At 44.7% G+C, this 20,554-nt stretch carries 19 protein-coding genes; 16 read left to right on the top strand and 3 right to left on the bottom strand.

Translation table 11 applies throughout. The annotated features are described in order from the left end of the window. The first annotated feature begins 1,134 nt into the window (after positions 1-1,134). From DDT91_RS17870 to DDT91_RS17795, 16 genes are all read left to right on the top strand, one after another. Positions 1,135-2,163 (top strand): zinc-binding alcohol dehydrogenase family protein, encoded by a 1,029-nt coding sequence (locus tag DDT91_RS17870; protein ID WP_187177562.1) that lies wholly within the window; start codon positions 1,135-1,137, stop codon positions 2,161-2,163. Next, positions 2,160-2,978, top strand: coding sequence for a sugar phosphate isomerase/epimerase family protein (locus DDT91_RS17865; RefSeq protein ID WP_187177561.1), 819 nt, complete (start codon positions 2,160-2,162; stop codon positions 2,976-2,978). The genes DDT91_RS17870 and DDT91_RS17865 overlap by 4 nt, the downstream gene beginning before the upstream one ends. A 371-nt stretch (positions 2,979-3,349) precedes the next feature. Beyond that, on the top strand, positions 3,350-3,691 hold the full coding sequence (locus DDT91_RS17860) for an L-rhamnose mutarotase (protein WP_187177560.1): 342 nt from the start codon (positions 3,350-3,352) through the stop codon (positions 3,689-3,691). A 277-nt stretch (positions 3,692-3,968) separates the two neighbouring features. After that, positions 3,969-4,304 carry a HopJ type III effector protein gene (locus DDT91_RS17855; protein WP_187177559.1) on the top strand — a complete coding sequence of 112 codons (336 nt, stop codon included), beginning with the start codon at positions 3,969-3,971 and terminating at the stop codon, positions 4,302-4,304. A gap of 118 nt (positions 4,305-4,422) precedes the next feature. Next, positions 4,423-5,790, top strand: a complete 1,368-nt coding sequence (xerA, locus tag DDT91_RS17850) for a site-specific tyrosine recombinase/integron integrase (protein ID WP_187177558.1) — start codon at positions 4,423-4,425, stop codon at positions 5,788-5,790. 127 nt (positions 5,791-5,917) lie between these two features. Next, on the top strand, positions 5,918-6,331 hold the full coding sequence (locus tag DDT91_RS17845) for a TIR domain-containing protein (protein ID WP_187177557.1): 414 nt from the start codon (positions 5,918-5,920) through the stop codon (positions 6,329-6,331). Then, positions 6,328-7,272, top strand: coding sequence for a caspase family protein (locus DDT91_RS17840; RefSeq protein ID WP_187177556.1), 945 nt, complete (start codon positions 6,328-6,330; stop codon positions 7,270-7,272). The genes DDT91_RS17845 and DDT91_RS17840 overlap by 4 nt, the downstream gene beginning before the upstream one ends. Before the next feature lie 165 nt (positions 7,273-7,437). Next, positions 7,438-8,172: a DUF6438 domain-containing protein gene (locus DDT91_RS17835; RefSeq protein WP_008628095.1), complete on the top strand. Its 735-nt coding sequence runs from the start codon at positions 7,438-7,440 to the stop codon at positions 8,170-8,172. Between the two features lie 131 nt (positions 8,173-8,303). Further along, on the top strand, positions 8,304-8,882 hold the full coding sequence (locus DDT91_RS17830) for a hypothetical protein (protein WP_187177555.1): 579 nt from the start codon (positions 8,304-8,306) through the stop codon (positions 8,880-8,882). Between the two features lie 162 nt (positions 8,883-9,044). Further along, positions 9,045-9,638, top strand: coding sequence for a hypothetical protein (locus DDT91_RS17825; RefSeq protein WP_187177554.1), 594 nt, complete (start codon positions 9,045-9,047; stop codon positions 9,636-9,638). Positions 9,639-9,970: 332 nt separating this feature from the next. Further along, entirely contained in the window at positions 9,971-10,816 is an 846-nt protein-coding gene (locus tag DDT91_RS17820; protein ID WP_370539338.1) for an NAD-dependent epimerase/dehydratase family protein, read from the top strand. Between the two features lie 66 nt (positions 10,817-10,882). Next, positions 10,883-11,812, top strand: coding sequence for a tetratricopeptide repeat protein (locus DDT91_RS17815; protein WP_187177552.1), 930 nt, complete (start codon positions 10,883-10,885; stop codon positions 11,810-11,812). Positions 11,813-11,976: 164 nt separating this feature from the next. Then, a complete protein-coding gene (locus DDT91_RS17810) occupies positions 11,977-12,951 on the top strand; it encodes a sialidase family protein (protein WP_187177551.1) in 975 nt (324 codons plus the stop codon). Positions 12,952-13,181: 230 nt separating this feature from the next. Further along, complete coding sequence (locus DDT91_RS17805; RefSeq protein ID WP_187177550.1) at positions 13,182-14,243, top strand: serine hydrolase; 1,062 nt, start codon at positions 13,182-13,184, stop codon at positions 14,241-14,243. Positions 14,244-14,341: 98 nt separating this feature from the next. Beyond that, positions 14,342-16,117, top strand: a complete 1,776-nt coding sequence (locus DDT91_RS17800; RefSeq protein WP_187177549.1) for a glycoside hydrolase family 9 protein — start codon at positions 14,342-14,344, stop codon at positions 16,115-16,117. Then, positions 16,114-16,788 carry an HAD family phosphatase gene (locus DDT91_RS17795; RefSeq protein ID WP_187177548.1) on the top strand — a complete coding sequence of 225 codons (675 nt, stop codon included), beginning with the start codon at positions 16,114-16,116 and terminating at the stop codon, positions 16,786-16,788. Before DDT91_RS17800 ends, DDT91_RS17795 begins: the two co-directional genes overlap by 4 nt. A 107-nt stretch (positions 16,789-16,895) precedes the next feature. Here DDT91_RS17795 and DDT91_RS17790 read toward each other — a convergent pair whose 3' ends face one another. From DDT91_RS17790 to DDT91_RS17780, 3 genes are all read right to left on the bottom strand, one after another. Further along, positions 16,896-18,170: a serine hydrolase domain-containing protein gene (locus tag DDT91_RS17790; protein ID WP_187177547.1), complete on the bottom strand. Its 1,275-nt coding sequence runs from the start codon at positions 18,168-18,170 to the stop codon at positions 16,896-16,898. A gap of 91 nt (positions 18,171-18,261) precedes the next feature. Beyond that, positions 18,262-19,764: a S1C family serine protease gene (locus DDT91_RS17785; RefSeq protein ID WP_187177546.1), complete on the bottom strand. Its 1,503-nt coding sequence runs from the start codon at positions 19,762-19,764 to the stop codon at positions 18,262-18,264. A gap of 169 nt (positions 19,765-19,933) precedes the next feature. Further along, on the bottom strand, positions 19,934-20,362 hold the full coding sequence (locus DDT91_RS17780) for an Hsp20/alpha crystallin family protein (RefSeq protein ID WP_187177545.1): 429 nt from the start codon (positions 20,360-20,362) through the stop codon (positions 19,934-19,936). Positions 20,363-20,554 lie beyond the last annotated feature (192 nt).

Here is a 20,554-nt window from a genome sequence, read left to right as displayed (position 1 = left end):
GACCGGAGACGAAAGACCCATGTTTGATGAGTTGAAATCTAATAAACCGGACTCTGAAGGAGTACAACCTTGAATAGCCCAGGGTGCAAGCCTAGGTCAAAAAGTGACAACCATAAAAAGCGCTGGCGTAGGATCTCAATGAGATTCCAGAATTCGATGCCAGTAAGAGGGTCACGATCTCCCTTCAGACATGAATGGTGCTGATTTCGGATTTGGGATTTCGGATTTAAAAAGAAGACCAATGACCGATGACCGGAGACGAAAGACCCATGTTTGATGAGTTGAAATCTAATAAACCGGACTCTGAAGGAGTCCAACCTTGAATAGCCCAGGGTGCAAGCCTAGGTCAAAAAGTGACAACCATAAAAAGCGCTGGCGTAGGATCTCAATGGGATTCCAGAATTCGATGCCAGCAAGAGGGACACGATATCCCGTCAAGAATGAATGGTGCTGATTTCGGATTTGGGATTTCGGATTTAAAAAGAAGACCAATGACCGATGACCGGAGACGAAAGACCCATGTTTGATGAGTTGAAATCTAATAAACCGGACTCTGAAGGAGTCCAACCTTGAATAGCCTAGGGTGCAACCCTGGGCCAAAAAGTGACAACCATAAAAAGCGCTGGCGTAGGATCTCAATGAGATTCCAGAATTCGATGCCAGCAAGAGGGACACGATATCCCGTCAGGCATGAATGGTGCTGATTTCGGATTTGGGATTTCGGATTTAAAAAGAAGACCAATGACCGATGACCGGAGACGAAAGACCCATGTTTGATGAGTTGAAATCTAATAAACCGGACTCTGAAGGAGTCCAACCTTGAATAGCCTAGGGTGCAACCCTGGGCCAAAAAGTGACAACCATAAAAAGCGCTGGCGTAGGATCTCAATGAGATTCCAGAATTCGATGCCAGCAAGAGGGACACGATATCCCGTCAGGCATGAATGGTGCGGATTTCGGATTTCTTGATTCGATATTCGACATTCGGTGTTCATCATTCGATATTTCTTGGAGATTTTGAGATTTAAATTTTATGAGATTAGAAATAAATAAAACAGAAAGATTGAACAGGCAGGAGAGTCTAAAGCTCCCTCCCCATGTCGTAAATCAAAAATCGTAAATCGTACATCTTGCATGAAAGCATTTTTCCTTACCGAAATCGGTAAAACAGAAGTTAGGGAAATCGAAAAACCCAGCCCAAAAGCCGGAGAGGTCCTCCTCGAAGTCGGCAAGGTCGGTTTCTGCGGTGGTGACCTCAATGGGTTCAAAGGACTCTTTCCACTTCAGGAATACCCCAATATCCTGGGACATGAGGTAGGGGCCACCGTGGTGGAAAAAGGAAATGAAGTCCCTGACTCTATCCATGTGGGCACCCGCGTCACCCTTTACCCTTACCTCGCCTGTGGCACCTGTGTGGCCTGTCGTAAGGGCCGACCAAATGCCTGTAAAACCAACAAAACCATGGGCGTACGCCGTCCTGGAGCCATGACACGCTTCATCACCGCTCCTTGGCAGGACATCTTTCCCTCCGACAAACTCAGCCTGAGCGAACTCGCACTCGTCGAACCCTTGACCGTAGGTTTTCACGCGGCAAGCCGGGGCCGAGTCAGCGCCGATGACCGTGTAGCTGTGATCGGCTGTGGCATTGTGGGCTTGGGAGCCGTGGCCTCGGCGGTCAATCAAGGTGCTCAGGTCATCGCCATAGACCTCGACGACTCCAAACTCGACATCGCCAAGCAAATCGGCGTTGCTCATGCCCTCAACCCGGGAAAAGAAGACCTTCATTCCCGACTGCAGGAGATCACGGGAGGAGACGGACCCGACGTGATCATCGAGGCAGTCGGCAGTCCGCAGACCTATCGCAGCGCGGTGGAAGAAGTGGCCTTTTTGGGCCGCGTGGTCTGCATCGGCTATGCCAAGGCTCCCGTGGAGTTCAATACTTCTCTCTTTGTCCAGAAAGAAATAGAAATCCTCGGCTCAAGAAATTGCGTGGGCAAAACCGACTTTCCTGAAGTGATCGCCTACCTCGAAGCCGGCAAATTCCCCGTGGATGCCGTCATTTCCAAAGTTGTCTCCATCGAGGAGGCTCCCGAGACGATGGATAGTTGGGCCAAAAACCCGCAGGGAATCATCAAAATCATGCTCAACCTCGAAGACCAATGATCCGATCCGCTGTCACCCTCAACCTGATTGAAAGTATGTCACAAGGCCCTTGGATCTTTTGGCATAACCTGGAGGAAAGCCTGAAAAAAGCCGCCGATCTGGGATTTGACGGAGTGGAGCTCTTCACCCGATCCGGAACCGATCTCGATGCAAATCACCTTCAAGACCGGCTCGACCAGCATGGCCTGCAGCTCGCTGCAGTAGGTACTGGTGCGGGCAAAGTCCTCCATGGCTTGACACTCACTGATGCAAACCCTGAGATTCGCCAAAAGGCCATGGCCTTTATCGCGGAGATGATCACGTTTGGCGCCCGATTCGGTGCCCCCGCGATTATCGGTTCCATGCAGGGAAATGTGCTGCCCTCCGGCAATCGGGAGGACACCTTTGCCCTCTTGGCCGAGGGACTGAAAACCCTCGGAAATCACGCCGCTTCGAAAGGAGTGCCCTTGATCTACGAACCCCTCAACCGCTATGAAACCAACCTGTTCAATACGTTGGAGTCCGGAAGCGGATTTCTGGAGAAAAACGGATTAAGTCAGGTCAAGCTCCTTGCAGACCTTTTCCACATGAATATCGAAGAGGATAACCTATCCGAGTCCATTCGGAAATTTGGAAAGGACATCGGGCACGTTCATTTTGCCGATTCCAACCGAAAACCCATGGGTTTTGGGCATACCGAGATGGCTCCGATTGCCGAGGCATTGAAGGAAATCGGCTATGCAGGCTATGTGTCTGCCGAAGCGTTTCCTTTTCCTAATCCAGACGCAGCTGCGGAGCAGACGATTAAAGCGTTTCGGGAATACTTTAGGAATTGATGCTGACGTCACTGCGAGGAACAAAACGAAAAGACCTTTCATTTAGACAACTAGCTGTGACGAAGCAGTCTTAATTGGAAAAGTATATATAATCAAAGAAAGATTGCTTCTGGGCATTCAACACTTAGTTATCTTATCTAAGATTTAAAAAATGCCCCTCGCAATGACGTGACAACTCGACAACGCGTAGCGGACAACCCGACAACCAAAAAATATCGAATACTGAACACTGAATATCGAACGCCGAACACCTTGGAACGTGACAACGTAAAGCAGAAAACCAGACAACCTTTAAATACTGAACGCTGAATATCGAACATCGAACCCCGAATTCTTCCTAACATCCTAACCTCCCTACTTCCTAACTTTCTATGAAACGCTTCTGCCTAGCCCTTGACCTGATCAACGATCCAGAATCCATCCAACGCTACGAACAATACCACGCCCCCGGCGCCGCATGGCCCGAAGTCACCCAACACGACATCGACTGCGGGATTTTGAACATTGAGATCTTCCGTACCGGCAACCGCATGTTTATGATCATGGAAACGGTGGACGAGTTTACCTTTGAAAAAAAGGCCGAAATGGATGCCGCCAATCCCATCATTGCCAAGTGGGAAGCCCTGATGTGGGGATTTCAGCAGCCCCTCCCTTGGGCCAAACCCGGTGAGAAGTGGGTACTCATGGATCGTATTTTCAAATCCGGTCTGTAGCCATTTTTGCCACAAAGAGCACTGAGGGTAAACTGAGAACACAAAGTAGATCCTCCTAGCGAGTGAGGTAGGAACGAAGCAATCTTAATGGGAATTAGGTTTCGTAAGAGATTGCTTCGTCGGTCGTGCCTCCCTCCTCGCAATGACGCAGTGCTTTTGAGTGATTAGTCTCAGTAGGCAGGGATACTGGAAACTGAGACTGACCACTGCCTACTTTTTCTTTGTGTACTTTGCGCCTCTGCGGTGAATAGCGATCTTCGCACGCAAAACATTTCCTATGACCTTATCCGAAAAAATCCAACTAGCACCCGAGTCCATCACCTTTCCTGAAGTCATCGCCTATATCGATGCCCACTACGACTTCACTCCCACCCGATTCACCAACGGTACCGCCATCAACGAAGCCGGACAGAACAACGGCAGCTGCAAGATTTTCTTCTTTGCCAAGCTCCAGGGCCTAAGCCAAGCCCAGACCCTCGCCCTATTTGGAGACTACTACCGCGTGGATGTGCTCGGCAATGCCTCCGGCACTGACCATCAAAACATCCGCAACTTTATCCAAAGCGGCTGGGATGGAATCCGGTTTGAGGGAGAGGCGTTGAGGGAAAAATAAGAAAGTTGGAGATCTACAGCCCTTCCAGGTTTCCAAAAACCTGGAAGGTCTTAATAGGATTTTTTGTCTCTTGATCCAGAAAAACTATCTTACCTAAAGTTTTTAAGCTGACACTTTTATGAACTCATTTCCTATTTCACTTTTGGTGACAGAGAAGAAGATATTTCTCAAAATGCCCAAAATTGAGGCGGATGTCGACTTTGTAAGAAGTCTCCGATACAGTCATTGGAATGGAGAAAGCTTCCATTGGGAAATCCCAAACTATCCCGGCAACCTCGATAAAATCAAGTACTACTTCGGACCACGAATCTCCAACATCGAGGAGACTTCTCAGCCAGAATCTCCCAAAGAGGAAATCTTTATCCCCGAAAAAGGCCAAGTTTACCTCTTGAAAGAAAAAGGAAGACTGACACTTCGTTTTCAATTTCATGAGGACCTGATCCAAGCGGTCAAGCAGATTCCCTTTTACCGATGGGATACGGCTCAAAAACACTGGAGCTTGCCCTATTCTCCAAAATATGAACAGGAGATCAGACAAAAAATCGCCGACTTGGGATTGGAACTGATTTTCAGAGAAAAGACGGAATCAAGCTCCGAAAACCGAGCTAAGCTAAACACGAAAGTCTTCACCAAAACCTGTCCACCCGAATACCTTCAAAAACTCCGGGAGAGAAGATACAGTCCCCAAACCCTTAAAACCTACTCGGCGCTCTTTACCGAATTCATCAACTTTTTCCCGGATCGGGAAGTGGATGAGCTCAATGAAAAGGATATCATGGACTTTTCTACACACCTGGTAGTAAACAGAAAAGTGTCATCCTCCTATCAAAACCAAGCCATCAATGCCATTAAATTCTACTACGAAAAGGTCAAAGGAGGCCCCAAAAAGTTCTATCCGATAGACCGACCCCATCGGGAGAAAATTTTACCCGAGGTGTGCAGCGAGGAAGAAGTTATTAGTATCTTGAAAAACACTTCAAATCTAAAGCACAAAGCCATTTTGACGACCATTTACTCCGCAGGACTTCGCATCAGCGAGCTGATCAACTTGAAGATCGCTCACATAGATTCAAAACGCATGCAAATCCGTGTGGAACAGTCCAAAGGGAAAAAGGATCGCTACACGCTATTATCCACAAAAAACTTGAACCTGCTGAGAGAATACATTAAAGTGTATAAGCCTCATTACTATTTGTTTGAAGGCCCTGGAAGTATGAAAGAGAATCCTGTTTCATATACTGCGAGGAGCGTTCAAGCCATACTGAAAGAGTCAGCCCGAAAAGCAGGAATTACAAAAAGGATAAGTGTACACACTCTCCGTCATTCGTTTGCAACGCATCTATTAGAGCACGGCACAGACTTGAGATATATCCAAAGTCTCCTTGGGCACGAGAGTTCGAAAACGACTGAAATCTATACACATGTAACCACCAAAGGATTTGATCAGATCAAAAGTCCTTTGGATCAATTGGACCTAGATGACTAAATTTTAATTCAAAAATACCCGAAACTGGTTTCGCCATGTATCCAAATAAGCATGCCTTACGAAACTGGTTTCGCAAACACAAACGTTGGCAGCAAGCATAACACGACATCAAACAAAAAGTAAAAATATGGCAAATACGTACAATTTATTCATTAGCCATTCTTGGGCATATGGTGACGCCTATGACAAATTAATTAAGCTTCTTGACAACAGGGGTTATTTCACTTACAAGGACTTTTCAGTTCCTAAAAATGATCCAATTCATACTAATGGAACAGACAAACAGTTATATGATGCTATTTATAACAAAATTCAACTTTGCCATTCAATAATTATTTTGGCTGGAGTATATTCCTCTTATAGTAAATGGATTAATAAAGAGATATACATAGCAAAAAAGGAATTCAAAACACCAAAGCCAATAATTGCAATAGAACCTTGGGGTGCAGAAAAAACTTCAAAAGTGGTCAAAGACAGTGCAGACATAATTGTTGGCTGGAATACTGAAAGTGTAGTTAACGCTATAAGAAGTTTATCATGAGAAAAGCATTAATAATTGGCATAGATAATTATCCTAAAAGTCCATTATATGGATGCGTTAGAGATGCAATAGAAATGTCTAATGTGCTTGAAAAGCACTCAGACGGTTCACCAAATTTTGCAGTTAAATTGCTGACAGACCCAAATGACAAACTAACAAAAGGAACAATAAAAAAAGCTATTGATGACCTTTTCAAGGGCGATGCAGATGTAGCATTACTTTACTTTTCAGGTCATGGATTTATAAACTCGTTGGGTGGTTTTTTAGTGACGCCTGATTATTCTGCATACGATGAAGGAATTTCTATGGATGAAATATTGTCATATGCAAATAATTCAAGTTGCAAAGACAAGATTGTAATTTTAGATTGTTGTCATTCTGGTGCATTTGGGTCACCAAAATTAAATAATAGTGTTGCTCAATTAGGTGATGGACTTTCTGTTTTAACAGCTTGCCGATCTGAAGAAGTGGCTATAGAACGTGGTGGACAAGGAATATTCACATCTTTACTATTGGACGCATTACAAGGTGGTGCTGCTGACTTAAGGGGACACATAACACCTGGTAGTTTGTATGCCTATGTAGACGAAGCACTAGGGGCATGGGACCAAAGGCCAATATTTAAAACTAATGTTTCAAGGTTTACTTCAATCAGACGAATAACGCCCAAAATACCACTTGAGACACTTAGAAAAATTACTGAATATTTTGACACTCCCGAAAGCGAACACAAATTAACTCCGGAATATGAATTCACGGAGAAATCTGCCGTTGATGAAAAAGTAAAGATTTTCAAAGACCTGCAAAAATTTGCAAGCGTAGGCCTTGTAGTACCAGTTGATGAAGAGCATATGTATTTTGCAGCTATGAATAACAAATCTTGTAGACTGACAGCTTTAGGATTTCAATACTGGAGACTAGTATCTGAAAATAAGTTATGAAATAAAGAATGCCAGCTGCCAACACACGTTTTGCGTCATGCGGGGTGACGTGCATACATTCAAGTTCAGTTTTCCAATTGGGCTTTAGTGGTAGGATGACAGTTTTGTGCTCCGAAATCCCGCACGAACGCAAAGCGTGGGAACGTTATGGGCAATTAGACGAACATGAAAAATCTACTCTTTTTATTATTTAGCATAATGCTAATATCCTGTGAAACTAATGAAGAGGAATCCTTTAAAGTTAATTTAAATGGAATTTGGTATGGTGAGCAAACTTTTTTGGTTCAAGATTCTATTATGACAAACCCATTTTGGGACAATTATGGATTTTTTCATTTTTCTATTAACAATGACACATTGATTCTTGAAGATTCGGACCTAGAAAGCGTTGGAATAATTCAATATATTGATAAAAATAATATTCTATTAATACCATTTAATCGTGATAATGATACTGTAAAATATGAAAGGATATCAATAAGTAATCCAAATAAATTCGAATCTCTGAATTTAGACGGTGGGTCTGTCGAAGGAAGATTACCGTTCTTCAATATGCATATTGACAAAAATGGATTAGTGACTTATGAAGGAGAATTATACTCTGGCCTCAAAGGAAAACATAATTTTCAATTGGATACCTTAACATTAAATCAACTCAATCAATTATTTGAAATGGTTGATATACGGAATTATCCAGAGGAAGAATTATTTCCAATTCCAGGAAGCGGTGAAATGAATTTAACAATAAGGTACCCAAAAGGTGAAATAATTGAAATTGAGAACGGTCTTTTCGAAGGAGAATATTATATACTTCAGAAAGTCTTTAATCGATTTGAAAGTCTACTTATAAAGAAAAAAGCCCATAACATCACCTTGGATACAGCGGGCGGTTCCGAGTAAACAGAAAGTTTAGTATCTTTAAGAAGTTAGGAGTAGGCTGGAAGAGATCGGCTTCGAATGCCCGCCGTCTCCAAGCTGAATCCCGTTATGGGCTATATTAAATGACAACTTCAAAATACATCATAACATTATTGACAATTTCCATTTTGATCTCTTGTCGTGAAACTTACAGACTTTCGGACAAAGAATACGACTGGATGCCATATATGGGGAACGAAACTCTTGTTTTCAGTTCCAACACTGGTGACACTGACACAATTTTTCTCCTTCAGAAGGACACGTTAATTGCTTATCCAGAAGCCCAGTCTTTTAACGGTAAGACATATGAGGTTGTGAGTATTTTCTGTCGACACAGTGACCCATGGCCTCCAGACGATAAGCATAGATATTTAGACAATAATTTTGTTGAACTGAAAAAATCAAAAGACAATATTGCTAGATTTGAATTCCATCTTTCAGCTAAGGATGCAAATTTTTATCGTTTGACCGGAATCAGAATTGATAGTCTTTCCCAACAACAAACTACATCATTGGCGACTAAATCTAAAACATACAATGACGTTTACATTATAGACGCTGAAGACTGGCTAAACTTCAAGCAACGTAGCGACTACGTGACAAAATTATATTGGAGTAAATCAGAAGGGCTTATTCGTTATGACAAACAAGACAATGTTTACTGGGAATTGATAAAAAAATACAGCCCATAACAGCCGTTTTGCAAAAGCGGGGTTTTCGTGCTTCTATGACAGTGAAGTGCAAAACTCAAGCTTTATGCATCTAATGAAGTTTAGTGCTAAAAATCCCCGCCACTGCGCCAAGCGCCAAAACGTTAGCGATAACCCTATGACAACACGAACGAACCTATAATAATGACAATAAAACAAGCAATAAAATATTCATTAATTTATATTCTGACAATTTTGTTCGGGGCGTTCATTGCATTTAAAGTATGGTGGACAAATGGAGATGCAAGATTTTTAGGGATTATAGCTTTTTTTCTTATTGGATTTGGCTCACTTTTCTTGAGCATTTCCTTGACAAGAATTATCATTCCGACCAAAACGGACTTTAGCTTTTCAACGCTATCAGACAAAAAGAAATATCAAATCCTAAAAGATACAGTTGGTTCTACTAAAGTAAAAATTATAAGTGCAAGTTATATTTCTTTGTTTCTAATTTTATTTGCAGGGACAGCATATAAGTTAGTTACTTCTTTAAATAAATATGAAAAAGACCAATTGAAAACTTTTGGACGACTACAAAAAGTGAGAATTAACGACATCCATTTCAAAGGAAAAGGAACGCCTTATGCATTATTCGACTTCTACTTAGACGGTAAAAAATATAGTAACGACCTAAACCCTAAAAATTACAGCATAGGCGACAGTGCGACAATAATTTTTTCAACTAATAATACTGACATCGTAAAATGGGAAGAAGACTTTGACAAAAATAATGAATAAAGTAATAAGCAGAAAAAGGGCAACCGCTAACAGCACATTTGCAATAGGCGGGGTTTCGTGCTCCTCAGACAGTTTAGTGGTAGCCGAAAGTTTGGTTCTTCGCACAAACATTTGTGGTAATAATCCCGCCCATCGCAAATCTGTAAAACGTTAAATCAACCTTTCATTTTTTTGGGAGTTGGTAAAAAATCGGATGGAATTACCCGACTTTGCCTTTAGATTTGGTATTGGGCAATTCCTAATCGACCAACACCTTATCCAACCCCATCCATATCATGGCTCAAATGCGCATCTTCTTCACCGGAGGTTCCGGCAAAGCCGGACGCCACGTCATCCCTTACCTGCTCGAGCAAGGCCACCGCGTGATGAATGTGGACCTCACTCCCCTGCATCATCCTGGCGTAGACAACCTGACCGCAGACATTACCGATTCCGGTCAGATGTTTAACGCCATGAGCATGTATGCGGGATTTGATGAAATGGAGCCTGGAACGGGCGTTCCTGCTTTTGATGCCGTGGTGCACTTCGCGGCCGTACCCCGCATCCTGATCAAACCCGACAATGAAACTTTCCGCGTCAACACGGTCGGCACGTACAACGTGATCGAAGCGGCCGTCAAACTGGGAATCAAAAAGATCATCATTGCCTCCTCCGAGACCACCTATGGGATTTGCTTTTCCGACGGTAAAACCGATCCGAAATACCTCCCCCTAGACGAACACTACGACGTCGATCCCATGGACAGCTACGGCCTCTCCAAGGTAGTCAATGAGCAGACGGCCCGCTCCTTTCAGCGGCGAACCGGTGTGGATATCTATGCCCTTCGGATCGGCAATGTGATCGAGCCGCATGAATACGAAACCCTTTTCCCCTACTATTTCAAGCATCCTGAAGTGCGTCGCCGCAATGCCTTCTGCTACATCGATGCCCGGGATTTGGGTCAGATCGTGGATTTGTGTCTGCAAAAAGACGGCTTGGGCTATCAGGTTTTCAATGCCGGAAACGACCACAACGGAGCGATCATTCCCAGCAGGGAACTGGCCGAGCGCTTTTTTCCGGGCGTGCCGCTTACCCGTGAACTGGAAGAACACGAAGCCCTCTTTTCCAACCGAAAAATCCGGGAAGTGCTAGGCTTCAAAGAGCAGCACAACTGGAGGAAATATGTGAAGGGGGAATGATCTTTGAAATTAAAATTCGTAAGCCACAGTTGAAAACCTTTGCGTTGGCCAATGCATAATCTTAGTATGAAACACTACCTACTTCTTTTTCTCCCCCTGCTTTTTGCCTGCAATCCACAAAAAGAACAAACCGAAAATTTGGTAAAGGCAGACTCCACCTTGACCACTCCCCTCGGAAAAACCTTTGAAATTCCCGCTCCTTCCGAAAAGCTCTTGACCCAGTACGAAGAAGCAAAAGCCACTTTCGAAGCCAATCCCGAGGATGTGGAAGCCATTATTTGGTATGGTCGACGTACGGCCTACCTTGGCCAATACCGACAGGCTATTGACATCTATTCCAAAGGCCTGGAGAAATTCCCCGACGAACCCCGACTCTATCGTCACCGGGGGCATCGCTACCTCAGCATCCGGGAATACGACAAAGCCATCGCAGACTTTGAAAAAGCGGCCCAACTTATCGAAGGCACTGTGGACGAAATCGAGCCCGACGGGATGCCCAATGCCCTCAACATTCCGGTTAGCAGCCTCCACAGCAACATTTGGTACCACCTGGGCCTGGCTTACTACCTCACGCACCAATACGAAAAAGCGTATCAGGCTTATGCCAAGTGCCGAGAAAGTGGCAATCACTACGACAACATCGTCTCCAGCACCCATTGGCTCTACATGATTCAGCAGCGCCTAGGCAATCCGACGAAAGCCGACTCTCTGCTGGCACCGATTCATGCCGACTCCACGGTGATCGAAAACCAGAGTTATGCTGATCTCTGTCATTTATACAAAGGCTGGATCTCCGTAGATAGCCTGTACCAAGAAGGCCCCGGCAGCCCTTCCAATGATGCCATCCGCTACGGGGTGGCCAACTGGTATTTGTACCACGGAGACTCGGCCAAGGCAAAACAACTCATGCAGGAACTGACTGACAGCAAAGTGTTTACCTCTTTCGGATATCTGGCAGCGGAGAGTGATTTAATCCGGATTTTCGGGCTGAAATAAACTCGGTTTCCATTTCTTTCTCACCTATTCCAAAGTTTCAAACGTTGGAATAGGTGTTTTTTTTTGCAAATAGGGCATTTGTCGTATGGCTTGGAGAGGCTTCCACGGCGATTTTTGGAACGTCTGTTTAATGATTCATTTCACTTGGATTAAGCTCGTTACACATGCATAGGTATTTATTCTTTTTTCCGATTTGCTTGGTTTTACTCTTTTCGGCATGCAGTTCCGAAGATGGTCAACCTTCCGATGACAATTCCCAGGCTGAAGAAATCAAAAAAATCACCTGGGAAGAAATTGTTCTGCCCAATACCACCATCGTAGACAATTTTGCGATCTCCGATGACGGAAAATACATTTTCTACACGCAACGGGACAACTCAATCCATCGATTTGAAATCGCTTCCAAACAGAGCCAAAAACTCTACGGAGACCTAAATGCCACCTACAACTCCTACGTTCACTTTATCGACGGGCGGCTTTACACCATCACCTTCAATAACAACAAAAGCTACTTCAGCACCTCGACTAACAACGGAAATACCTTTACCAGAAGCGAAGTGGCTACCCTTGTTCCTTTCACTCCTTATGTGGGGTTTTTAAAAGTAGATTTCAACCGCCTTTTCAAGATGCCCAATGGTACCCTGATTTTGCCTGACTTGATCTCCACTACAGTCGACAGAATCTCCATCTCTTCCGATGGAGGAGCCAAGTGGGCAAATAAAAAATCCAGTCTACTTTTTATCCATGCCCAACAAGGTAATCGCCTTTTTGCTACTCCCGGCAGCTGGCAGGGGGATTTCGGGATTGGGTCTTCCGGCGGTGGACTGCATTTTTCAGATGACATGGGAAACACCTGGACAAAATCAGATTTGAAATACCCTCCACAAGCCACCGACCGGGAGGGAAATCTAATCGGGGCCACCACAAATCAAATCCAAAGACTAAAAGGTGGAAAATGGACACTTTATGAATGGGATGGAAATTTCCCCTTCGGTGTATCCTTGATCAACCGACAGTCGGGCACTACGCTGACTCAACGGGTGGTAGACATTGAATTTGATCAGTCCAACCATCTGTATCTCCTTTCCGGATCTTCAAAAGGAAGCGGAAACTCGATTTACAAAACCAAACTCAACTAAGGGTGAGCAGATTTTTTTGACTGGGGAAGGTGGAATGGGCAAGGGGTCCCTTCCACCATTTTTTTCATCTGAACTTGACTAAATCCCAACTTTTCCTAGAAACCCTACGGATGAATGGAAAAGACCAAAACCTAATGAAAAAACTCAGGCATTCACTAGCTTTGGTTTTGCTCCCTAAAGCAGATTAAACCTTTAAGGTTCACACTTGTCCTAGCATAAAATCTGATTCTATGCGACTTTTCTTGATTCTTTGTACCTGCATCTCCTTGTTTTCCTGCAATCCTACAGAAGAACCTGGCCCAGAAGTCCAAGAGGTGTATTTCCCACCCCTGACCGGATCGGACTGGGAGAAAGTCGCTCCTTCCCAACTTGGCTGGGATGAAAGTCAAATTCCTGCTCTTATTGATTTTCTCCGAACCAGAAACTCCAAATCCTTTATGATTCTCGTGAACGGAAGGATCGCGATGGAGGAATACTTTGACGGCCACAAAGCCACCGACACTTGGCAATGGAACAGTGCCGGAAAGACTTTGACCACAGCGACCGTAGGGATCGCCCAACAGGAAAAATTGCTGGATATCAATACCCGGGTTTCTCAATACCTGGGTGCAGGCTGGACCAGTATGCCGCTGGCCAAAGAATCCCTGATCACCCCCAAACACCTGCTTTCCATGACCTCAGGCATCAATGACGAAAGCGAACTGATCATCAAACCCAATCTCACCTATCTGGCAGATGCCGGGACGAGGTGGTCCTACCACAATGTATTTCAGCGATTGATGGATGTGGTTGGAGAAGCAAGCGGTCAGGGATTTGAACCCTATTTCAATTCCAAACTGAAAGCTAAAATCGGGATGGATGGCTTTTGGAGAGAAGGACTCATTTTCACGATTTACCATAGTACTACCCGCAGTATGGCCCGATTTGGCCTATTGGCACTCCATCAGGGAAAATGGGGAACCGAGCAAATTGTAAACGAGGCTTTTTTCAACCAAAGTACCTCCACCTCACAGAACCTCAATTCAGCCTACGGATACTTATGGTGGCTCAATGGAAAAGGCCAATTTATGCTACCGACGAGCCAAAACGTATTTCCGGGAATGCTTATCCCAAATGCTCCTGCAGATATGTATGCTGCCATGGGTGCGGAAGATCAGCGCATCTATGTGATCCCAAGCAAAAAAATGGTCATCATCCGGATGGGAAGGGCCTCTGATCCCGCGAACCCCAATTTTGCGCTTTCAGGTTTCGATCAGTCGCTTTGGGAAAAGATCAATGCGGTAATCAAGTAGTCATCCATAGCTCCTTTGACTTGTGGTTGTCCATTTCTGGAAAATCAAGCCAAAGTTCCATAGAGCTTTTTTATCTTCATGGATAAACCTGTCCAGCCATGAAACCTTTCTTATCAACCGTCCTGATGCTAATTCTGACAATTCAGATTCAAGCTCAGGAGGTTTTTTTCTCTGTAAACCAAGTCGGATTTCATCCCGATGACACCAAAAAGGCAGTGATTTTCTCCAAGGAAAAGATCCAAAATAACGTTCATTTGGTCCATTTGCCGGATTCAAGCTCCTTGGCTAAAATCAAACCCAAGCCATTGGAATCCGGAAAATGGGGTGACTTTTACTACTATGAGGTTGATTTTTCATCCACCACTGGTGAGGGTTCTTACTTCCTTTGGCACTCGGCAAGCAAAACTGCCTCCGGAAAATTCCATATCGGAAGTCAGGCCTACGCCGGAATTCAAGAGGATTTACTGGAATTTATGCGTCAGCAGCGATGCGGCTACAATCCAACAATGGATATGGTCTGTCATCAAGAGGATGGACGCAGCTTCTTTGACTCCATGCCGGACAGCACTTATGTGGATGCATCCGGGGGTTGGCATGATGCCGGCGACCAACTCAAGTACCTGATCACAGGAAGTTATGCCACGGGACACATGCTGATGGCTTATCAGCTTTTTCCGGACCGATTTGAAGACAAGGTAAATGCGCTAGGCCAACCCGGCCCGAATGGTATCCCGGATGTCCTCGACGAAGCCAAATGGGGTCTGGACTGGCTACTCAAACTTCATCCTGCCCCCGACCAACTCATCCATCAAATCGCCGATGATCGGGATCACCGAGGGTTTAAAATCCCCAACCAAGACAACTCGGATTACGGTTGGGGAGAAAACAGCTATCGCCCCGCCTACTTTGCCACGGGAAAGCCTCAGGGTCTGGGCAAGTATAAAAGTGAATCCACAGGAATGGCGAACATTGCCGGAAGATCTGCGGCCGCCTTGGCTTTGGGTGCCAGAATCTGGAAGGAAATCGATGAAGCTTTTTCAATCCAATGCCTTCGTGCTGCCAAAAGCCTCTATGCATTAGGGAGAAAATACGAAGGCTATCAGCAGGGCAATTCCTACAGCGCTCCTTACCGTTACAATGAAGAAACCTGGAACGATGACATGGAGTGGGCCGGGGCAGAACTCTACAAAGCTACCGGAGAATCCTCCTATCTGACTCAGGCAAAAGACTATGCTTTGAAAAGTTCGAACGCTGATTCATGGACAGTCCGGGATTCTGCCGCCCATTATCAGCTGTACCCATTTATTAATCTGGGGCATTTTTCTCTTCATGAGGTGGTAGATCAGGATTTCAAAAAGACACTGGAAAACTTCTATCAAGAAGGCATAGCCTACACTTTGAAAAAAGCCCAAACCAGCCCCTTCGAAGTAGGCATTCCTTTTATCTGGTGCTCCAACAACCTGATGACGAGCTTGGCTACTCAGCTGATTCTTTATGAAAAAATGAGCGGAAACACCCAATATCAACCTTACCTGATCGCTCAGCGGGATTGGCTGTTTGGAAAAAATCCCTGGGGCACGAGCATGTTTACAGGAATTCCAAAGCATGGAGATTTTCCGATCTATGTGCATACCGCCCCTTATGTCAAGTTGGGATTGGAGATACCGGGAGGCTTGGTGGATGGTCCGATTTTCCGTACGATCCACTCCAATCTGATCGGATTGACCTTAGAGAGGCCTGACGATTATGTTGGAAGGCAAAATCCTTTTATCGTCTACCACGACGCGGTTGGAGATTATAGCACCAATGAACCTACCATGGATGGCACAGCAGGTTCGATTCTGATGATGGCCTATTTTTCGAGGAAAAAATGAACATTTTAAAGGAACTTGAGGCTGTCTTTTTTGATATGGATGGCACCTTGGTGGACAGTATTCCATTTCATCAGGAAGCTTGGTTGAGATTCTTGGGAAATCATGGTATTCACCTTCGCCCAGAAGAGTTTCATGCCCAAAACCATGGGACCATTCACGAGATGATCAGAAGGTTTTTCCCTCATGAGCATTCCAGAGAGAAACGAATTGAATTGGGTGAAGAAAAAGAAATCACCTTCCGTAATATCTATAAGTTACATTTAAAGGAAATTGAGGGATTGACTTCTTTTTTGGAGCAGTTAAAAGGACTGGGTATTTCCATCCACTTGTCCACGATGGGCGATCAAAACAACATTGATTTCACCCTTGATGGCTTGGGCATTCGCTCCCATTTCCTTACCATCACCGGAGGACATGAGGTACTGAAAGGAAAACCAGATCCGGAGATTTTTATAAAAAGCCTGGAAAAAGCTGGGATAAAGCCAGACAAAGCCATGGTCTTCGAGGACTCCGGAGGGGGAATACGTTCTGCAAAAGCAGCAGGTCTAAGAGTAATTGGCATAGCCACTACACACACCAAAAAAGAACTGGTAGAAATGGGTTGTGAAGCTGCATACTCGAATTTCAAAGAGATCCTTACCGAAATCAAAAAACCACAGATGCATAGATAAAACTAATCTGTGCATCTGTGGCTAAAACCGCGCTGTGGTATGTGCCCTCACACACCACTAAAAACCTCTTATTTTCTCGCCGTGGTGGGTGTCCCCACACACCACACTTACTCCACCAATGTAAATACCATCTGACGGAACTTCCAACCCGTCTCATCCCCGTTTCCGGCACCAGAGGTTTGTTTGAAAATCAACCCGATAATACCCGTCTGAGGATCGGCAAAGTATTGGGTGTTAAAATACCCTCCCCAATCAAAGGTGCCTTTGCTGCCCATTCCGCCCATGGCCACGCCCTTGTCCGTCACGACACCGAATCCTATCCCATGGTAGCGGTCAGCATTCCAAAGATCCCCAACTTGATTTTGCATCATGGTATGGATGGTATGCGGACTGAGGATACGCTTGCCGTTGTAAATCCCTCCATTCAGATACATCTGAAGGAACTTGGCATAATCTTCTGTCGTACTGGAAAGGCCTGCTCCTCCGGAGAAAAAGGTCTTTGCGCCAGTTTTAGGATAGGCAGGATCATAAAATGTCACCGGATACGAGGCCCATTTGTTATCCTTGCGAGTGTGCACTGTCACCAGTCTTGGAGCTTGTGCTTCGCTCAGATAAAATCGGGTATCGTTCATCCCAATTGGATCAAAAATCCGTTCCTTCAAAAAGACATCAAAGGGTTTTCCTGAAATGATCTCTACCAGATATCCCAAGACATCCAATCCCTCGCTGTAGGTGTATTTGGCTCCAGGTTCGTGGTGAAGAGGAAGCTTAGCCAGTCGCTTGACACTTTCTCCAATGGTCACTTTTTCAGTGGTGAACAGATCCACCACTCCGGCTTTGTGGTAAATCATTTTCATCCGCTCATCCCCATCGATCACGCCATAGCCTAAGCCTGAAGTGTGAGTCAAGAGGTGGCGAATGGTGATTTCTCGACTGCTTGGTTTGGTAGTATAGGTGGTATCCGCATAGCGAAAGGTGTTCAAGACCTGAGGGTTTTTGAATTCAGGAATGTATTTGGAAATCGGATCATCCAAGCGGAATTTGCCTTCTTCCCATAGGATCATGATTGCTGTGGAGGTAATTGCTTTGGTCTGGGAGGCAATCCGGAAAATGGAATTTTTCTCCATGCTCTTCCCGCTTTCCACATCTGCAAAGCCCTTGGCCGAATGATAGACCACTTGACCGTTTTTGACTACCATCGCTACTAAGCCGGGCACTTGTTCTCTTTGAATTGCTTCTTCCAGCATGGCGTCCAATTTGTTCACACGCTCTTGAGAGATGCCGGCTACGGGCGTTTTTCCTGCCGGAGAAATCACCTGAGCAGTCAGGCTGGATTGCATTCCGATCAAGCAAATCAGGACTAGAAATAGGTTTTTATTCATAAGGTTTGGTGGGTTTATTGAATTTGAAAGTAGAAAAAAGCAGGCATAAAAAAAGCCGGTTTGCACCGGCTTTTATATGAATGGATTCTGATTAATTCAATTCTACTTCGAAGTAGTAGTCTGTCCCATCCGGGAACATACCCAAAACCACAATTTCCTGTCCTTGGGATTCCTCCAGAAAGTCAATCATGTCTTGTGAATTGGTTACTTTTTTACGGCCTGAGTCCGAAATGACCGAGGTGATAATAAAGCCGTTTCTTGCCCCGGCTTTTCTCCAATTTTCGTTGGAATTGGACTTGATCACAGCTCCTCCGGTAATCTTCAATTGGTCTTTGGTCTGCTGCTTGACATCTTCAAAAGTCAGGCCTTCAAAGGAATAAGTTTTTGGCACCTCCCGCTTGACAATATTGGTATCGCCGGAGAAGTTTTTCAGCGTAGCTGTGGTTTTTGAGGTCTTTCCATCACGGATATACTCTACCTCCACTTTATCTCCAGGACGCTTTCTTGCTACCATTTCCTGAAGCATCGCTACGTTGTTTACTGCCTTTCCATCAATGCTGATGATGATGTCGCCCTCTTTGATACCTGCTTCTTTTCCTGCTGAGTTCTCATTCACTCCACCTACATAGACGCCTTGTTCTACCGGGAATTTCTTTTCCAGCGCGTCAGCCAATTCGGGACTCACGCTTTGAATAGACACACCCAACAAGCCTCTTTGTACCGCGCCATATTTCATCAGGTCGTCCATGACCTTTTTGACCAAGGTGCTGGGCACTGCAAATGAATAACCGGAGAAAGTACCTGTATTGGAAGCAATCGCCGTGTTGATACCGATCAGTTCACCTGCTAGGTTGACCAAAGCTCCTCCGGAGTTACCGGGATTTACCACAGCATCAGTCTGAAGAAAAGACTCGATTTGCAGGTTATTTTCTACGCCTCTCAAAATGCCTATGTTTCTTGCCTTGGCAGAAATAATTCCGGCAGTCACTGTGGAATTGAGATCAAATGGATTACCCACAGCCAAGACCCACTCTCCAATTTTGGTTTGATCCGAATCTCCAAACTTGACAAAAGGGAGGTTATTCGCCTCGATTTTCAATAAAGCCAAGTCAGTAGTAGGATCTGTCCCAATGACCGTGGCCTCATACCGCTTATTGTTATCAAGGGAGATATCTACTTTGGTAGCTCCATCGATCACGTGATTGTTGGTGACGATGTACCCATCTGAAGAAATGATCACTCCTGACCCCGAACTCATAGGCATTGTTCCACCTTGGCCGGGAGGATTGACTCTGGGATCGGGAATACCGAAAAACTCCTGAATCGGGTCACGTTGAGCTCTTGGCGAATAGGCTACTTGACTTTTTACGTGTACCACCGCCGGAGTCACCAGTTGGGCAGAAGCCACAAAGTTGATTCCATCCGGAATAGTGAAATTTTCGCCCGAAAGCAGATTTACAAAGCTTGTTTGCTGCTTTTCATCGAAAGTGCCTGCATTTTGGGGTTTGAGCAAAAAACTCACTCCGGCCAATGCCACAACTCCACCCACCAAGGCCGCCAGAAGTACCCCAAGAAAGAACTGTCTCTTACTCATAGTTATCGTTTTCTTTAGAAAGATTTATACTGCAAATTTTCTACCCATAAGACATTATTTGAAAGTCTTTGGATGTATATAAGGTCTCAAATTAACAAGAATTAACCGCTTTTTGGGCAGCTCATAAGAATAACAAAAATAAACAGAGCGGGTTTCCCCGCTCATCCCCTTATTTGACCTCAATGGTGGTCTGGGTTATCTTTTTTTCTCTTTTTGGCAATGTCAGTTGGAGTACTCCATTTTCATAAGAAGCCCCAATCTGATCAGCAACCACATCTTCAGGGAGAAAAAAGGATCTGCTAAAACTTCCGTATTGGGTCTCTACAGTATGGAAATTTTTCCCATCCTTCTTCTCCTCCTGCTTTCTTTCGCCTGAGATAGTCAATTTACCGTCCAAAAGCGTGATTTTGAAATCGGATTTCTTGACACCGGGGACAGCCACGTGGATTTCATAGGCTTTTTCATCTTCCGCAATATCTACCGCTGGGGTAAATTGCTTCAAAGCTGCGCTCATAGAGTCAGAAAAGAACCGATCCAGCATTCCGCTAAAGCTCGCCGGAAACTGTGGGTCCAACTGATTGTATCTTACAAGTTTCATAGTTGTGTTGGTTTGTTTTACAATTACAGCTATGTAAATACTGTACCAGCGGGATTTTCAGGTCATTTTGTCCAGAAATCCCAATTATTCAAGATAGAATTAAGTCAAAATGTCCTGTTTGAATAATTCTATTCTCGGCAATTTCCTCAATGACAAAAACCTACTAGCTTTCTGAATTAATTTTTATTTTAG

Source organism: Algoriphagus sp. AK58 (genome assembly GCF_014324365.1).
Lineage (GTDB): Bacteria > Bacteroidota > Bacteroidia > Cytophagales > Cyclobacteriaceae > Algoriphagus.
Note: the sequence above shows the minus strand (reverse complement) of the source record. Positions and strands in the feature narration are given on the sequence as shown.

What these genes read in the sequence shown, in the direction of transcription:
- DDT91_RS17800 (WP_187177549.1), top strand. Translation starts at nt 14,342, where the DNA reads ATGAAACCTTTCTTATCAACCGTCCTGATGCTAATTCTGACAATTCAG.
- DDT91_RS17855 (WP_187177559.1), top strand. Translation starts at nt 3,969, where the DNA reads ATGACCTTATCCGAAAAAATCCAACTAGCACCCGAGTCCATCACCTTT.
- DDT91_RS17860 (WP_187177560.1), top strand. Translation starts at nt 3,350, where the DNA reads ATGAAACGCTTCTGCCTAGCCCTTGACCTGATCAACGATCCAGAATCC.
- DDT91_RS17785 (WP_187177546.1), bottom strand. Translation starts at nt 19,764, where the DNA reads ATGAGTAAGAGACAGTTCTTTCTTGGGGTACTTCTGGCGGCCTTGGTG.
- DDT91_RS17810 (WP_187177551.1), top strand. Translation starts at nt 11,977, where the DNA reads ATGCATAGGTATTTATTCTTTTTTCCGATTTGCTTGGTTTTACTCTTT.
- DDT91_RS17845 (WP_187177557.1), top strand. Translation starts at nt 5,918, where the DNA reads ATGGCAAATACGTACAATTTATTCATTAGCCATTCTTGGGCATATGGT.
- DDT91_RS17840 (WP_187177556.1), top strand. Translation starts at nt 6,328, where the DNA reads ATGAGAAAAGCATTAATAATTGGCATAGATAATTATCCTAAAAGTCCA.
- DDT91_RS17835 (WP_008628095.1), top strand. Translation starts at nt 7,438, where the DNA reads ATGAAAAATCTACTCTTTTTATTATTTAGCATAATGCTAATATCCTGT.
- DDT91_RS17825 (WP_187177554.1), top strand. Translation starts at nt 9,045, where the DNA reads ATGACAATAAAACAAGCAATAAAATATTCATTAATTTATATTCTGACA.
- xerA (WP_187177558.1), top strand. Translation starts at nt 4,423, where the DNA reads ATGAACTCATTTCCTATTTCACTTTTGGTGACAGAGAAGAAGATATTT.
- DDT91_RS17815 (WP_187177552.1), top strand. Translation starts at nt 10,883, where the DNA reads ATGAAACACTACCTACTTCTTTTTCTCCCCCTGCTTTTTGCCTGCAAT.
- DDT91_RS17870 (WP_187177562.1), top strand. Translation starts at nt 1,135, where the DNA reads ATGAAAGCATTTTTCCTTACCGAAATCGGTAAAACAGAAGTTAGGGAA.
- DDT91_RS17780 (WP_187177545.1), bottom strand. Translation starts at nt 20,362, where the DNA reads ATGAAACTTGTAAGATACAATCAGTTGGACCCACAGTTTCCGGCGAGC.
- DDT91_RS17795 (WP_187177548.1), top strand. Translation starts at nt 16,114, where the DNA reads ATGAACATTTTAAAGGAACTTGAGGCTGTCTTTTTTGATATGGATGGC.
- DDT91_RS17790 (WP_187177547.1), bottom strand. Translation starts at nt 18,170, where the DNA reads ATGAATAAAAACCTATTTCTAGTCCTGATTTGCTTGATCGGAATGCAA.
- DDT91_RS17865 (WP_187177561.1), top strand. Translation starts at nt 2,160, where the DNA reads ATGATCCGATCCGCTGTCACCCTCAACCTGATTGAAAGTATGTCACAA.
- DDT91_RS17805 (WP_187177550.1), top strand. Translation starts at nt 13,182, where the DNA reads ATGCGACTTTTCTTGATTCTTTGTACCTGCATCTCCTTGTTTTCCTGC.